General features: G+C 65.5%; 13 protein-coding genes and 1 tRNA gene. 10 read left to right on the top strand and 4 right to left on the bottom strand.

The features are described from left to right. Positions 1 to 7: 7 nt before the first annotated feature. Entirely contained in the window at positions 8 to 451 is a 444-nt protein-coding gene (locus tag ACOHWE_RS06810; protein WP_420665185.1) for a cupin domain-containing protein, read from the bottom strand. A gap of 125 nt (positions 452 to 576) precedes the next feature. Here ACOHWE_RS06810 and ACOHWE_RS06805 point away from each other — a divergent pair, with 125 nt between their 5' ends. The 10 genes from ACOHWE_RS06805 (at position 577) to ACOHWE_RS06760 (ending at position 8,829) form a co-directional block, all read left to right on the top strand. Continuing rightward, on the top strand, positions 577 to 1,659 hold the full coding sequence (locus ACOHWE_RS06805; protein ID WP_420665184.1) for an AraC-like ligand-binding domain-containing protein: 1,083 nt from the start codon (positions 577 to 579) through the stop codon (positions 1,657 to 1,659). A gap of 42 nt (positions 1,660 to 1,701) precedes the next feature. Then, positions 1,702 to 1,788: transfer RNA gene (locus tag ACOHWE_RS06800), tRNA-Leu, on the top strand. Positions 1,789 to 2,016: 228 nt separating this feature from the next. Continuing rightward, positions 2,017 to 3,822: a M10 family metallopeptidase gene (locus tag ACOHWE_RS06795; protein WP_420665183.1), complete on the top strand. Its 1,806-nt coding sequence runs from the start codon at positions 2,017 to 2,019 to the stop codon at positions 3,820 to 3,822. Between the two features lie 96 nt (positions 3,823 to 3,918). Then, positions 3,919 to 4,533 carry a ribonuclease D gene (locus ACOHWE_RS06790; RefSeq protein ID WP_420665181.1) on the top strand — a complete coding sequence of 205 codons (615 nt, stop codon included), beginning with the start codon at positions 3,919 to 3,921 and terminating at the stop codon, positions 4,531 to 4,533. Then, positions 4,530 to 5,498 (top strand): KpsF/GutQ family sugar-phosphate isomerase, encoded by a 969-nt coding sequence (locus ACOHWE_RS06785; RefSeq protein ID WP_420665179.1) that lies wholly within the window; start codon positions 4,530 to 4,532, stop codon positions 5,496 to 5,498. Before ACOHWE_RS06790 ends, ACOHWE_RS06785 begins: the two co-directional genes overlap by 4 nt. 19 nt (positions 5,499 to 5,517) lie before the next feature. Next, positions 5,518 to 6,117: an LPS export ABC transporter periplasmic protein LptC gene (lptC, locus tag ACOHWE_RS06780; RefSeq protein ID WP_420665178.1), complete on the top strand. Its 600-nt coding sequence runs from the start codon at positions 5,518 to 5,520 to the stop codon at positions 6,115 to 6,117. Between the two features lie 3 nt (positions 6,118 to 6,120). Beyond that, on the top strand, positions 6,121 to 6,642 hold the full coding sequence (locus tag ACOHWE_RS06775) for an LptA/OstA family protein (RefSeq protein ID WP_420665177.1): 522 nt from the start codon (positions 6,121 to 6,123) through the stop codon (positions 6,640 to 6,642). Then, positions 6,642 to 7,400 carry an LPS export ABC transporter ATP-binding protein gene (gene lptB / locus ACOHWE_RS06770; protein WP_420665176.1) on the top strand — a complete coding sequence of 253 codons (759 nt, stop codon included), beginning with the start codon at positions 6,642 to 6,644 and terminating at the stop codon, positions 7,398 to 7,400. Before ACOHWE_RS06775 ends, lptB begins: the two co-directional genes overlap by 1 nt. A 359-nt stretch (positions 7,401 to 7,759) precedes the next feature. Further along, positions 7,760 to 8,317, top strand: a complete 558-nt coding sequence (hpf, locus tag ACOHWE_RS06765; RefSeq protein ID WP_420665174.1) for a ribosome hibernation-promoting factor, HPF/YfiA family — start codon at positions 7,760 to 7,762, stop codon at positions 8,315 to 8,317. A gap of 47 nt (positions 8,318 to 8,364) precedes the next feature. Next, on the top strand, positions 8,365 to 8,829 hold the full coding sequence (locus ACOHWE_RS06760; RefSeq protein WP_420665172.1) for a PTS sugar transporter subunit IIA: 465 nt from the start codon (positions 8,365 to 8,367) through the stop codon (positions 8,827 to 8,829). A 349-nt stretch (positions 8,830 to 9,178) separates the two neighbouring features. Here ACOHWE_RS06760 and ACOHWE_RS06755 read toward each other — a convergent pair whose 3' ends face one another. The 3 genes from ACOHWE_RS06755 to ACOHWE_RS06745 are packed head-to-tail and all read right to left on the bottom strand — an operon-like array spanning position 9,179 to position 13,302. Then, positions 9,179 to 10,612: a nodulation protein NodH gene (locus tag ACOHWE_RS06755; protein ID WP_420665170.1), complete on the bottom strand. Its 1,434-nt coding sequence runs from the start codon at positions 10,610 to 10,612 to the stop codon at positions 9,179 to 9,181. 6 nt (positions 10,613 to 10,618) lie between these two features. Beyond that, complete coding sequence (locus tag ACOHWE_RS06750; RefSeq protein ID WP_420665168.1) at positions 10,619 to 12,319, bottom strand: DUF5927 domain-containing protein; 1,701 nt, start codon at positions 12,317 to 12,319, stop codon at positions 10,619 to 10,621. Continuing rightward, positions 12,316 to 13,302, bottom strand: coding sequence for a glycosyltransferase family 2 protein (locus ACOHWE_RS06745; protein ID WP_420665911.1), 987 nt, complete (start codon positions 13,300 to 13,302; stop codon positions 12,316 to 12,318). Before ACOHWE_RS06745 ends, ACOHWE_RS06750 begins: the two co-directional genes overlap by 4 nt. Positions 13,303 to 13,338: the final 36 nt, after the last annotated feature.

The raw sequence follows: 13,338 nt of genomic DNA, 5'->3' as shown, positions 1-13,338 counted from the left end.
GCCTCCCTTATTCGGACGGTGGCGGCAGGAACTCGACCTCATGCAGCGCCGACAGCCGCACCAGCTCCTCAGGGTCGGTCACCCCGTCGAGCGCGCCGAACAGATCATAGAGCTTGCGCGAAGGCGCGACGCCAAACACGCAGGTGGCCTCTTCGCCGGAGCGGTTGAAGATGCCATGCGCCACGCCCATTGGCATGCGGATGATGTCCCCCGGACCTGCCTTGTGGACGTCCCCGCCGAATTCGACTTCCAGCTCCCCCGCCAGCATGTTGATCCATTCGTCCTGTGTGGGGTGCACATGCGGCGGCACGAAGGTACCGTCCGGAATCACCGCGTGCCAGATGAAGGCGTTTTCGCTGTGCAGCTTTGGCGTGTAGGTGTGCCCGACGACGTTCCACGCCGTGCCATTGAGCCCTTCGGCCGCCCTTGTTACTCCCTGATCCAGAGCCATGCTGTCCTCCCTTGTCAGCTCGTGATCTCAAGCTTAGGGCCAGATCGGCAAAGCCATTATCCGGAATGCGCAACAAAGCGCAAAAGCTGGCACCATACGCGCAAGTTCCGTGCTAGCCTGCCGCAATGGACGCGCGATACCCCACATCCACTGCCGAACCGCTGCGGGTCTGGCGGCGGTTTCACAGCCGCGACATCGGCGAGGCGCGCGCGATGGTCGCGCGCAAGTTCTGCGACCATGCGCTGATCCCCGCAGGCCGCGGCGCCGGGTTCGACACCCGTCACAACCACGCGCCGGGACGCAGTCTATCGCTCAACTTCCTCAGCTACGGCGCGGAGGTGCAGATCGCGCCGGAAGAACTGCGCGATTTCTACCTGGTGCAGCTGCCGATCGCGGGCCATGCGGAAGTGGCCAACGGCAGCGCCGCGGTTGCCTCCCGGCGGCGCATCGGCACGGTGCTGAACCCGGACCGGAAATCGCGGATGACCTGGCACGCGGATTGCCGGATGCTGCTTTTGCAGATCAGCCGCAAAGCCCTGCACCACACCGCCGAACGCGCCGCGGGCATGGAGCTGCCCGAAGCGGTGGCCTTCGACACTGCGGTGCCGGTGGCGGGCGGGCTGCAAGACTGGGTGCGCCAGTTCGCCGCGTGCGTGACCGCCACCAGCCAGCAGGAAGGATTCGGCGCTTGGTCCGCCCTGCAACAGCACGCGATCGAGGAGCAGCTCATGCTCGGCTTTCTCAGCCGCCAGATGAGCAATATCCGCCACCTCCTCGACCGCCCCGCGCCGCAGGCAGGCAACGCCCAGATCCGCCGCGCGCAGGAGTTTATCCACGCGCATCTTGCCGATCCGATCAGCCTCTCCGCCATCGCCTCCGCCGCGGGCTGCAGCCTGCGCTCCCTGCAAACGGGGTTCCGCGGCAGCTTCGGCCTCAGCCCGATGCAATACCTGCGCGACCGGAGGCTCGACATGGCGCACTATCTGCTGCTGTCGCGTCCGGCGGGTGGCAAGGCTTGCGGCAACGCAGGTGGAAGCGTCGGCAGCATCGCCCATGATTGCGGCTTTGCTCACATGGGCCGCTTTGCCCAGCTCTACCGCGCCCGCTTCGGCCAGCCGCCCAGCGCCACCGCCCGCGCGCAGGGCCAGCCCCGCGATGTCTCCACCGGCACGCCGGAAAGCGCGGGCAGCGGTGCATTTTCCGTTTGACGCCGCCGCGAAGCACTTTTATACGCCCCCTACTGCCTCCGTGCCCAGATGGCGGAATTGGTAGACGCGCTAGCTTCAGGTGCTAGTGTCCGTATGGACGTGGAGGTTCGAGTCCTCTTCTGGGCACCACAGCCGTCCCCCACCTCAATTTAAATCGTGATCGGGCTTCTTATGAGGCCGCTTGAGCCCGCGCGCCCGGCTCCAGCGAGGTCAACGCACGGTATCGCCATTGTGCCGTTGTCTTTTACTTAAAGTTGAGTAAGTTCTTTGTACCCGCTTCGCGCTGTGGCTCCCTCCCGCAGGCAGCGGCTTTATTTTTAATGTTTTTCAGCCACTTGGATCATGAATTTATTACCCATGAACGATCATGCCGGATGCTCCCCCCTCTCGCAATTTAACGAAAAGGCCGCAGCGGCCCTGCTTGAGACCGCCGACGCGGCAGCCGGGCCCTGGACCAGCTACGACCTCGGCAGCGGCGGCAGCTGCCGCGGCGCGCTGAGCCGCCCCGGCGACCGCGACTGGGTGGGCATCACACTGGAGGCTGGCGCCACCTACAGCTTCACCTTGAAAGGCAGTGCCAGCGGCCACGGCAGCCTTGGCGATCCACTGCTGCGGCTGCATGATAGCAGCGGCCGCGAACTGCGGATGGATGATGACAGCGGTACGGGACTCAACTCCGAGATGACTTTCACTGCTCCTGCTTCCGGCACCTACTACCTCGCCGCGGGCAGCTTTGCCGATCACAGCACCGGCAGTTACCTGCTCGAAACCACCCGCCAGGCGCCTCCGCAACCCGCCACCCTGAACCAGCTGGCGGACTACCTGACCGATGGCTACTGGCGGGACCACGGCCTGCGCAGCCACAGTTTCGAAACCTCCCGCGACAATGTCATCACGGTCGACGTGACCGGCCTGACCGCCGAAGGCCGCCAGCTCGCCCGCTGGGCTTTCGAGGCCTGGGAGATGGCAGCAGACATCGAGTTCCGCGAAACAGGAAGCGGCGCCGACATAACCTTTGATGACAACGGCAGCGGGGCGTACTCCAACTCCGACGCTTACAATGGCAGGACCGTGCGCGCGTTCGTTAATGTCTCGCTGTCCTGGCTGGAGCATTTCGGCACCAGTCCCGACAGCTATTCCTATCAGGTCTACCTGCATGAGATCGGCCACGCACTGGGGCTGGGGCATCAGGGCAATTACAACGGCAGCGCAACCTTCGGCATCGACAACGAATTCGCCAACGACAGCTGGCAGCTTTCGGTGATGTCCTATTTCTCGCAGAACGAGAACACGCTGACCGACGCCAGCGAGGCGCTGCTGCTGACACCGATGATGGCAGATGTCATCGCGATCCAGAACCTTTATGGGGCCCCTGATACCGACAGTGCAACCGCCGGCAACACGGTCTGGGGACCGGGAACACGCCTGCCCGGTGTACTGGGCGATCTATTCAACGATCAGAACCACTACCGGGGTTACGATGTCGCCTTCACCATCTACGACCGCAGCGGCACAGATACGCTGGACGTCAGCGGTTTCTCCGCCGGCAGCCGGATCGACCTGCGCGGCGGGCATTTTTCGGATATTGACGGCCTCACCGGCAATGTCGGCATTGCGCGCGGGACCGTGGTGGAGAACACGCTCACCGGCAGCGGCAACGACACCGTCACCGGCAACGCCGCGGACAACATAATCCGCGGCGGTGGCGGTTCGGACCGGCTGCGCGGCCATGGCGGCGAGGATCTTCTGGCGGGCGGCGGCGGCGGCGACCGGCTTTTTGGACACAACGGCGACGACCGGCTGCGCGGCCACAACGGGGAGGACGAGCTCCGGGGCGGCAGCGGCCGCGACGCACTCGCCGGAGGCGGCGGCGATGACCGGCTTGACGGCGGCCGGGGCAACGACCGGCTCACCGGCGGCAGTGGCGCGGATGTGTTTGTATTTACTGCCGGTCACGGCCGTGACGTGGTGCGGGACTTCAGCACCGCGCAGGGAGACCGGCTGGACTTCTCCGGGCTTGACGGTTTCGGCGGCTTCGCCAGCATCCTTGCCGAAGCGCAGGACAGCAGCGCCGGCCTTCGCATCGTCACGGGCGCTGACAGCGCGGTGCTGCTCAAGGGCGTGAGCCTGGAAAGCCTCGCTGCGGATGACTTCCTGTTCTGAGACCCCGCCAGGCGGCGCCGGCAGTTGAGTTCGGCGCCCGGAGCGCCTATTTCCCTTGCAACCGCGCCGCGCGGCGGCAAGCAAAAGGGAACTCCAGTGGCCAACCACCTGTACAAGAACGACCTGCCCGACGGTCTCGACCTCGGGCCCGTTGTTGCCATCGACTGCGAAACCATGGGGCTCAACCCGCATCGCGACCGGCTCTGCGTGATCCAGATGTCCGGCGGCGACGGCGACGCCCATATCGTGCAGGTGGAAAAGGGCCAGACCGCGGCCCCCAACCTGTGCCGGATGCTGGAAGATCCGAACGTGCTGAAGCTGTTCCATTTCGGCCGCTTCGATATTGCCGCCATGCACAACGCCTTTGGCGCTCTTGCGGCCCCCGTTTACTGCACCAAGGTCGCCAGCCGCCTGGTCCGCACCTACACCGACCGGCACGGGCTGAAGAACCTGACCCAGGAGTTGCTGGGCATCGACATTTCCAAGCAGCAGCAAATGAGCGACTGGGGGGCGGAGGAGCTGACCGACGCGCAGCTCGAATACGCCGCCTCCGACGTGCTGCACCTGCACAAGCTGCGCGAGGCGCTGGACGCCCGGTTGGCCCGTGAAGGCCGCACCGAGATGGCCCAGGCCTGCTTCGACTTCCTGCCCATGCGCGCCAAGCTGGACCTGGCCGGCTGGCCCGAAACCGACATCTTTGCCCACTCATGACCGACGCAGACAAATTCCTCCTCACCGCACGGCAGGTGATCACCGATGAGGCCGAGGCGCTGAACAGCCTGGCGGAGAGCCTGGACGGGCGCTTTGCAGAAGCGGCCGACCTGATCCTCAAGGCCGAGGGCCGCATCATCGTGAGCGGCATCGGCAAGTCCGGCCATATCGGCCACAAGATCGCCGCCACCCTCGCCTCCACCGGCACGCCTGCCTATTTCGTGCATCCGGCCGAGGCCAGCCACGGCGATCTCGGCATGCTGTCGGGCGGCGACGTTGTGCTGGCAATCTCCAACTCGGGCGAGGCGCCGGAGCTTGCCAACCTCCTCGCCTTCACCCGCCGCTTCGGCATTCCGCTCATCGGGCTCTCCAGCAAGATGGACAGCACCCTGATGAAACAGGCGGACGTGCACCTGCAAATCCCCTCGCTCGGGGAGGCCTGCGGCTTTGGCATGGTGCCCTCGATTTCCACCACGCTGACTTTGGCGATGGGCGATGCGCTGGCCATCGCGCTGATGAAGCACCGCGACTTCCGCCCCGAGAATTTCCGCGACTTCCATCCGGGCGGCAAGCTCGGCGCGCGGCTGAGCAAGGTGCGCGACCTGATGCATGCAGGCGGCGCCCTGCCGCTGGTGAGCGAGGACACCCCGATGGCCGACGCGCTGATCGAAATCAGCCAGAAGGGGTTTGGCGTCGCAGGCGTCACCGCCCCGGACGGCACACTGGCAGGCATCATCACCGATGGCGACCTGCGCCGCCACATGGAAGGGCTGCTGGAGAAAACCGCCGCCCAAGTGATGACAGCCTCCCCTGCCACCATCGCCCCCGGCGCCATGGCCGAGGAAGCGGTGGCGCTGATGAACCAGCGCAAGATTACCTGCCTCTTTGTGGTCGACCCGGATAACGGCCGCAAGGCGGAGGGGCTGCTGCACATCCACGACTGCCTGCGCGCGGGCCTCGGCTGAGCCGCGGAAGGACAAGGATATGGACAGGCATTCCCGCGCCGTCGCCTACCTGAAGGTGCTGCTGCCGCTCACTGCGCTGGTGCTGCTGTCCACTCTCTTTATGGTCTCGCGCGGTTCCGACATCGAGGCGGTGATCCCCTTCGCTGAGAAGGAGATCGAGGACCGGCTGCGGGGCCAGCAGGTGACCGGCCCCTATTTCTCCGGCACCACCTCAAGCGGCGACGAAATCATGGTGACCGCGAGCCTCGCCCGCCCGGGCGGCGCCGGAGCGCCCGCGGTGGCAGTCAATCTCGAGGCCGAGATCCGCATGGCCCAGGGCGGCCGGATCGCACTGTCCTCCGAAACCGGCGCGGTTTACCCGGACCGGGACCGCGCGGAATTTGCGGGCAGCGTTACTATCACCTCGGCCGACGGGCTGACGGTGGAGACCGAGACCCTGAACACCGCGCTGAGCGGGCTGGAGGCGGAAAGCCCCGGCCCGGTGCGCGCTCATGGTGCCATCGGCAATCTTACCGCCGGGAACATGCGGATTCGCTCCAAAACCGAAGGCGGCCCGGTTCATATGCTGTTCAAGGACGGGGTGAAGCTGATATACGATCCCCAAAAACCGGAAAGATAGACCGTGCCCCACCTTCGCGCCCTGCTGTTCTGCCTGCCGCTGGCCTTCGCCGCCCTGGTCCCCGTCCTTGCAACGGCGCAGGAGGCTTCGGTGGCCTTCGGTGCGGTCAAGGCCGATCCCAGCCTGCCGGTTGAGGTGACCGCCGATGAGCTGGCGGTAAATCAGGCGGACGGCTCGGCTGAATTCGCCGGCAACGTGCTGATCGTGCAGGGAGCGATGCGTCTTTCTGCCGATGAGGTTCTGGTGATCTACCAGACCGGCGGCGAGGACGGCAGCGCCAAGGGTATCGAACGGCTCGAAGCCGCCGGCAACGTGCTCCTGGTCAACGGCCCCGATGCCGCCGAGGCCGAGCGGGCCGAATATACAATCGGCACTGGCACCGTGGTGATGACCGGAAACGTGCTGCTCAGCCAGCAGGGCAACACCCTTGCCTCGGAGCGGCTGGAGGTGAACCTGACTTCCGGCACCGCCCGCATGGCTGGCCGCGTCAAGACCATCCTCAACCCGGAGGGCGGCAGCAACTGATGGCAATACCTGACCTTACAGTGACCGAAGGCTCCTCCGGTCTGCGGATCGAACGGCTGCGCAAATCCTACCGCAAGAAAGTTGTGATCCGCGATGTCAGCATGTCGCTGAACCGCGGTGAGGTGGTGGCGCTTCTGGGGCCCAACGGCTCCGGCAAGACCACCAGCTTCTATGCCATTGCGGGGCTGGTGTTTCCCGAGGCTGGGGTGGTGTCGATAGATGGGCAGAACGTGACCGGCCTGCCGATGTACCGCCGCGCCCGGCTCGGCATCGGCTACCTGCCGCAAGAGATGTCGATTTTCCGCGGCCTTTCGGTGGAAGACAACATCTCCGCCGTGCTCGACATCTCCCAGAAGCACGAGCACAAGCGCCGCGAGCGGCTGGAAGAGCTCTTGTCGGATTTCTCCATCGAGCACCTGCGCCGTGCGCCTGCGCTGGCGCTGTCCGGCGGGGAGCGCCGCCGGGTGGAAATCGCCCGCTGCCTGGCTGCCGATCCAAAGTACCTCTTGCTGGACGAGCCCTTCGCAGGCGTCGATCCGATCTCGGTCGGCGATATCCGCCATCTGGTTGCAGACTTGAAGAAACGCGGCATCGGCGTGCTGATCACCGACCACAACGTGCGCGAGACGCTGGAGATCGTTGACCGCGCCTATATTCTGCACGACGGCCAGGTCCTGATGTCGGGCAGCCCCGAAGAAGTGGTGGAAAACGAAAACGTCCGCCGCGTCTACCTGGGCGATAACTTCCGCATTTCCTGATCGCGCTGCGGCCTCCGGAGGGGGAACGAACCCCGTTTTGAAGGTCCCTCGCCGGCAGCCGTTTTACCCCCGTTTCCGCCGCATTTGCCGGACCCTCAGGGCCGGGCGGAAACCCGCGTGCCAGCGCTAACGGTGCGGTGCCGAATTTGCGCGATATCCATTGACTCTGTTGCTGACATGCCGTCGAATTACCCCATGGCATATGTGCAATCCGATGCAAACCGCGCACCGGCCTTGGCAACAGGGTCCGGGCGGCTGCTCCCGGATGCCAGGCCTGACCCCCGGCGCCGGACCTGACACCAGGCCGCCAAGGATTGCCTTGGCGGCAGGCCCGGCACCATATTCGTGAAGGAGATCACATGCGTTACAAAATCAGCGGTAAACAGATCGACATTGGCGAAGCTCTGCAAACCCACGTGCAAACCGAGCTGGGTACGGTCGTTCAGAAATATGCCGAACGCCCGACCGACGCGACCGTGGTCTTTTCCCGTTCGGCGCATGAATACGTGTGCGAAACCACGGTGCACCTGTCCACCGGGCTGACCGCCCAGGCCAAGGCGCATGCCACCGAAATCTATGCCTCATTCGAGGGCTGCTGCGAGAAAATGGAAAAGCAGCTGCGCCGATATAAGCGCCGCCTCAAGGACCACCACCGCGACCGCAGCGAACCGGTTGAACATCTCGGCGCCAACTCCTATATCCTCGCCTCTGAAGATACCGGCGGCGAGCCGGACTCGCTGCAGCCGATCATCGTGGCGGAGATGGAGACCCGCATTCCCTCCCTGTCGGTGGGCGAAGCGGTAATGCAGATGGAACTGGCCGGCGCGCCGGTCCTGGTCTTCCGCAACGAGGGCAAGGACGGGCTCAACGTGGTCTACCGCCGCGAAGACGGCAACATCGGGTGGATCGACCCGTAAACACCTAAGCAGCGCCCCGTTGCGGGGCGCCGGAACGGAGCAGACACATGCAGATTTCCAGCATTCTGAAGCCAGAAGCGGTCCGGGTGATCGGATCCGCTTCCAGCAAGAAGCGCTTGTTTCAGGAAATCTCCGATGTGGCCAGCACCGCCTACGGGCTCGACGCCCAGACCGCGGTCGAGGCTCTCCTCGACCGCGAGAGCCTTGGCCCCACCGGGGTCGGGCACGGCGTGGCCCTGCCCCACGCCCGGCTTGATGAACTGGACGAGATCTGCGGTGTCTTCCTGGTGCTGGAAAAGCCCTTGGACTTCGGCGCCGTGGACCGCCAGCCGGTCGACATCGCCTTTGCCCTCTTCGCGCCCGAAGACGCAGGGGTGGAGCACCTGAAAGCGCTGGCGCTGGTCTCGCGCACCTTGCGGGAGCAGAGCTTCTGCACCAAGCTGCGCGCCAACCACGACCCGGCGACGCTCTATACCATCCTGACCGAAGACCACTCTGTAAAGGCCGCCTGAAGCCTGAACCGTGCCGCAGCCGGGGCGCTTATAGCATGCCGCCCGGCTTCTGCCCTGTCCAAAAACGCGTGGATACGGCGAGCCTGCCGTTGCGCGATGACGGAACGGCCTTCTTTTTGCGACTCCGCCGAGGGGACTCTCCCGCCCGCCGCCGGCCTCGCGGCGGAAGCGAACAGGCACATTTTCCTGCTCACCCGCGCCTAGAGCACCTATTGCTGAATTTTGGCCCGCAAACGGCCTGCCGGCCTGCGCGCACCGCTTTGCCCAAGACAGTTCCGGCAAGCCGGGCACTGCCCGGGCGGCCGGCCAGCCCGGATGCACCACCACGCCCAGCGCCCGGCACGGCGGTTCACTGCGGCTGCCAGGAACCGAACCCGAAGTTCACGTAGTCGCGCTGGTAGACCGAAGCGATCAGCTCCTCCAGCTCCTCGTCGTAGATATCCGCCAGCGGAATCGGCGTGTCTGGCTTGGCCGGCGCGGGCACAGGTGCGCCGGTGCACCCAAGACGCTCTGCCAGCGCGGGCAGCGCCACGGCAGCTTCCTCCTCGCGCACCACCAGGTCGGGCACGCCCAGCTCGGCAAAACCCGCCAGCGCCTGCGCCTGGCTTGCCCATTCGGCATCAACCCGCACCGACGTCTGCCCGGCGAGGTTCGCCTGCACGAAGCCCAGGTAGGCGGCAAAGGCGGCCCTGTGCTCGGCCGGGCCATAGTCCGAGCCGGGTTCGCCTTCGGGCAGCGGCACCTTGAACTGACGCCGCAGAGTGCTGCGGATGGCGCCGTAGCAGCCCGGGCCGGTCTGAAGGATACGCCGGCAGAAAACCGCATGCGCCCGCGCTGCCGGGTGGCGCAGCACAGTGAAGCTGCGGAAGCCCTTGTTCCTGCGCTTCCACTGCCGCAACTGCTTCTGGGTCATACCCTGCTGCAGGGCCTCAGGCGCGAGATCTTCCACATTGGCCATCCACTGCACCACTTCCGCGTCCGGGCCGCCGCGCACAGGCAGATACAGGAGCCGCGACTCCCGCCCCGCCACGTATCCGGGCACCGCTGGACCGCGGCGCGGCTCGAAATTCGGGGTGCGGGAGAGGTTGAACCGGTCAAGCGCAGCGATCCCGGCAGGGACATCGCCGGGATTGGCGATCTTCTCCAGAACTCCGCCCGGGTTCTGCCGCTTCAGCTTGCTGTCCAGTGCCTCAAGCCGCCCCGGCACCCCGAGCCAGCGCGCGAGCCCGTTCATCACTTCGAGGTTCTGCAGGTCGTCATAGGCCACATAAAATGCCGTCTGCCCACTGGCCTGCAGCCGGTTCATCAGCTTAACCTGGAACGCCTGCAGCTCCGCCGCATGGGATGCGAACTCGATGCCGTCGAACTCCACCTGAGCTGTCTTACGGCGCTTCACGTCGGTCAGCTTCCACTGGTTCGTCGCGCGGGCGATCTTCAGAGAGACGTAGCTTTCCAGCGGATTACGCGTCAGCACGATCTTGGCGCAGCGCGGATCCTCCAGCATCAGGTCCAGCACCCGAGGGTCATGGTTGTGGAAATAACGGAAGCCCCCGAGCACGCCCGGCTGTTCCCGGACGCGCGCGATGAGGGCGGCAGGATCGGCCTCGCGCTGATCGAGCGTCATGCCCAGAAGTTCAGTCTTGTTCAGGTAACCCATGAAGGCGGGATTGAAGGCCTCGCCATAGCAGGCTGCCCCCTCCAGCGCGTTAAGATTGCTCTCCAGGAAGTTGGAGCCTGTGCGCATCTCGGCAAAGACGACGAAATAGTCAAAGAAAGCGGTCATCGGGATCTATCGCACCAAGTAGGGTTTGCGCTTGGGTTCGGCCCTGCGGACGGGTGCGGGCACCGCCGGGAAATCCCCCAGCAAGTAGGGATGCATGCCATCGTCCTTCAGCCGTTGCAGGAAGGCGCCCACCCCGTCGAGCGGCGCCAGTTCCGGAGGCTCCGGCAGAATGCGGCCCGGGGCCAGGCCTGCGCCCGCGACAGCGGTCTGCAAGTGCTCCTCGGGCGCTTCAAGAAATTCCGCCAGGCTCCAAATGCGCACCTGCGCCTGAACACCGTGCGCGCGCAAGATTTCGAGCTGCGCGGCCTCCGCCTGCTGCAGCCGCGCGGCCTCCCGCCGCAGCTCGGCAAAAGTACGGGCGGAGCGGAACAGCGGCAGTGCCCACGCGCCCGTGATCAATGCAATTCGTGCATTCGGATCGCGGGCCATGAGCCAGTTTGCCCCTTGGCTGTCGCGGGGCCCATATTGGAAATACTGGCGCGCGCCGCGGGTGTTCCACAGGAAATTGGTGAGAAACCGCTCGCAATCATAGTCCCGCGCCACCGGATCCGCACTCAGCGCGCCTGCGATCATGTCATCCCCGCCTGCAAATTCTGCACCTTCGGGGGCAAACAGATGGCCATGCACCCGCGCACCGGTGGCCCAAGAGAGCCAATCCTCGAAATTTTCGAACAAATCGGTAAAACCCTGGAACACAGCGTACGGCCCCGGGGTGATGCCGTGCTCCCGGCCGCGCCGGGGAAACCGGCTCTGCATATAGAGCCCGGACCGGCCGCGGTTCAGCCGGCCGGCCGCGGTGTCGAACAGCCGGGAGATCTTGCCGGGGTCAGGTTCGGCCTCACGCAGGGGGCCGTCTGCTGCGGCCGGGAAGGCGTTATAGAGCGTGTGGGCCTCGGGCCAGATCTTGCGCGCCACGAAGCACTGCGACCGGCGCAGAAGCGGCAAGTGGTCGTCGTAGAACACGTAGGGCCGGCCGTGCGGGTCGAACTTCGCCAGTGTCAGGGAGCGGCTTTCAATTCGGGTGGAATGCAGCCGCGCGAGGCTCTGGAAATAGCTTTCATCCGGGATCCAGACCCGGCGGAAGTAGGCGTCATATTCCCCTCTGCGCGGGTCATTCAGGATAGCCGCGAGGGTCTGCCGGGTCAGGCACCACCACTGGCTGCCCATGTGCGGAACCAGCCCTTCGGGTATCCTGCGGCGCGTGCCAAGGCGGCGCTGCAGGCTGACGTAGCCGTCGAACAGCCGCCGCTGCCGCTTCCAGGAGAAGGGAAACCGCAAGGTGAAACGCTCAAAGCCCAGCCCGCCGGTGATCCAGGGCACATCCGCGGTTGTGGCGCTTTCGATGAAATCGGTCCCGGGCCGCGCAGCGAGGTACGCTGCCAGATCCTGCACCGGTCGCACCGGCAGGCAGGAGCCGGAGGCGAGGTAGACGTGCCGCACGGCGGGAAAATCGGCGAGCAGGAGCCCGGCGGCGTCCTGGGTTGCAGCGACGATACCCCAGGTGCCCCATTCGCAGCGGTGGCGGGGGGAGAAACGGATCAGCGGATCGCCCTCCATATCCGCCTGAAACCCTGCAACCGCCGAAGCACGCACGCTCTTGTCCACGTGGATCACCACCGGGCAGCCCGCGGCGCTCCAGTGCCGCGCCGCCTCCGCCGCGCGCGCCAGCGCGGTATGCACCAGCATCACCACCCCCAGCGCGCTCACGCCCAACCGCCTTTAGACATCAGGCCGAGGATCTCCAGCTGGCGCCAGTTGATGTAGTTCTCGCTCCACCGGCACCACAGCTCGGGGTGTTTCGCGAGCTGGCCGGCATAGGCCATGTATTCCAGCGAATCGGCGTAATGCTGGCGCCGGGCCAGCTCCTCCGAGGCCTTGGCGGTGAATGTGTCGAGAAACTTCGCATGCAGCAGCGCGCCGCTCGCCCGCTCGCCGCCGCCCTGGGCATAGACCTGATTCAGCCCGCGCGGCAGGAGCGCATGGGTTGAGCTCACATAGGCGTAGCGCCGGTGCCACTTGACCAGCGGGATCTTGTTCAGCGCGGGCGCGCGGTGGGGGGCATCGGCAAAGAACACCCGCGCCCGCGGCCCGCCCTGAATCCACAGGTTGCCGTACTCCGGGTTGCGGCTGATCGTGTAGTTACCGCTGTCGAACCAATGGGCGATCTCCAGCGGATCCTGCCCGGCGCGGTAGGGCACCGCATCAAGCGGCCCTTTCGGGTAGAGGTCGAGCAGCATCGCCGGAAAGCTGCGCGCCCCGCAATCGTCCAGCCAGCCGGTCAGGGCCTGGATCGGGCGGCTGTCGCAGAAGGGATAGATGAAAAACTCGTCGGGATCAGCGACCAGCACCCAATGGCCATGCGCATAACGCCGCTTTAACCCGTTCATCCAGTCGATCCCGAAGCCCGCCTGCTTATAGCTCGCATCCGTGTGCCAAAGCGAGACGTCCTCCATGCCGCGCAGATATTCCGCGGTGCCGTCGGTGGAGCCGTTGTCGACCAGGAGGAAATGCCCCACCCCGATGCCGCGGTAGTAATCGAGGAAGTAGGGCAGCCGGATCTGCTCATTGCGCATGGTGCTGACAAGAAGCACGTCGTCCCGGCGGATGGCGCTGGTATTGTCCTGCACCGCCGTCAGCTCGCCCCCCTTACGCAGGGCCCGGATAAGCCGGCGCTTCCGCCGCAGCCGCATCCGGTAAGAATCCCAAAGCCCCACGTCCACTCCATC

Origin of the sequence: Cribrihabitans neustonicus (assembly GCF_048820895.1) — a bacterium.
In the GTDB taxonomy this organism is placed as follows: domain Bacteria; phylum Pseudomonadota; class Alphaproteobacteria; order Rhodobacterales; family Rhodobacteraceae; genus Cribrihabitans_A; species Cribrihabitans_A neustonicus.
This window is presented reverse-complemented; position numbering and strand designations above follow the sequence as displayed.

What these genes read in the sequence shown, in the direction of transcription:
- ACOHWE_RS06810 (WP_420665185.1), bottom strand. Translation starts at nt 451, where the DNA reads ATGGCTCTGGATCAGGGAGTAACAAGGGCGGCCGAAGGGCTCAATGGC.
- lptB (WP_420665176.1), top strand. Translation starts at nt 6,642, where the DNA reads ATGGCAATACCTGACCTTACAGTGACCGAAGGCTCCTCCGGTCTGCGG.
- ACOHWE_RS06805 (WP_420665184.1), top strand. Translation starts at nt 577, where the DNA reads ATGGACGCGCGATACCCCACATCCACTGCCGAACCGCTGCGGGTCTGG.
- ACOHWE_RS06745 (WP_420665911.1), bottom strand. Translation starts at nt 13,302, where the DNA reads ATGCGGCTGCGGCGGAAGCGCCGGCTTATCCGGGCCCTGCGTAAGGGG.
- lptC (WP_420665178.1), top strand. Translation starts at nt 5,518, where the DNA reads ATGGACAGGCATTCCCGCGCCGTCGCCTACCTGAAGGTGCTGCTGCCG.
- ACOHWE_RS06795 (WP_420665183.1), top strand. Translation starts at nt 2,017, where the DNA reads ATGAACGATCATGCCGGATGCTCCCCCCTCTCGCAATTTAACGAAAAG.
- ACOHWE_RS06785 (WP_420665179.1), top strand. Translation starts at nt 4,530, where the DNA reads ATGACCGACGCAGACAAATTCCTCCTCACCGCACGGCAGGTGATCACC.
- hpf (WP_420665174.1), top strand. Translation starts at nt 7,760, where the DNA reads ATGCGTTACAAAATCAGCGGTAAACAGATCGACATTGGCGAAGCTCTG.
- ACOHWE_RS06760 (WP_420665172.1), top strand. Translation starts at nt 8,365, where the DNA reads ATGCAGATTTCCAGCATTCTGAAGCCAGAAGCGGTCCGGGTGATCGGA.
- ACOHWE_RS06755 (WP_420665170.1), bottom strand. Translation starts at nt 10,612, where the DNA reads ATGACCGCTTTCTTTGACTATTTCGTCGTCTTTGCCGAGATGCGCACA.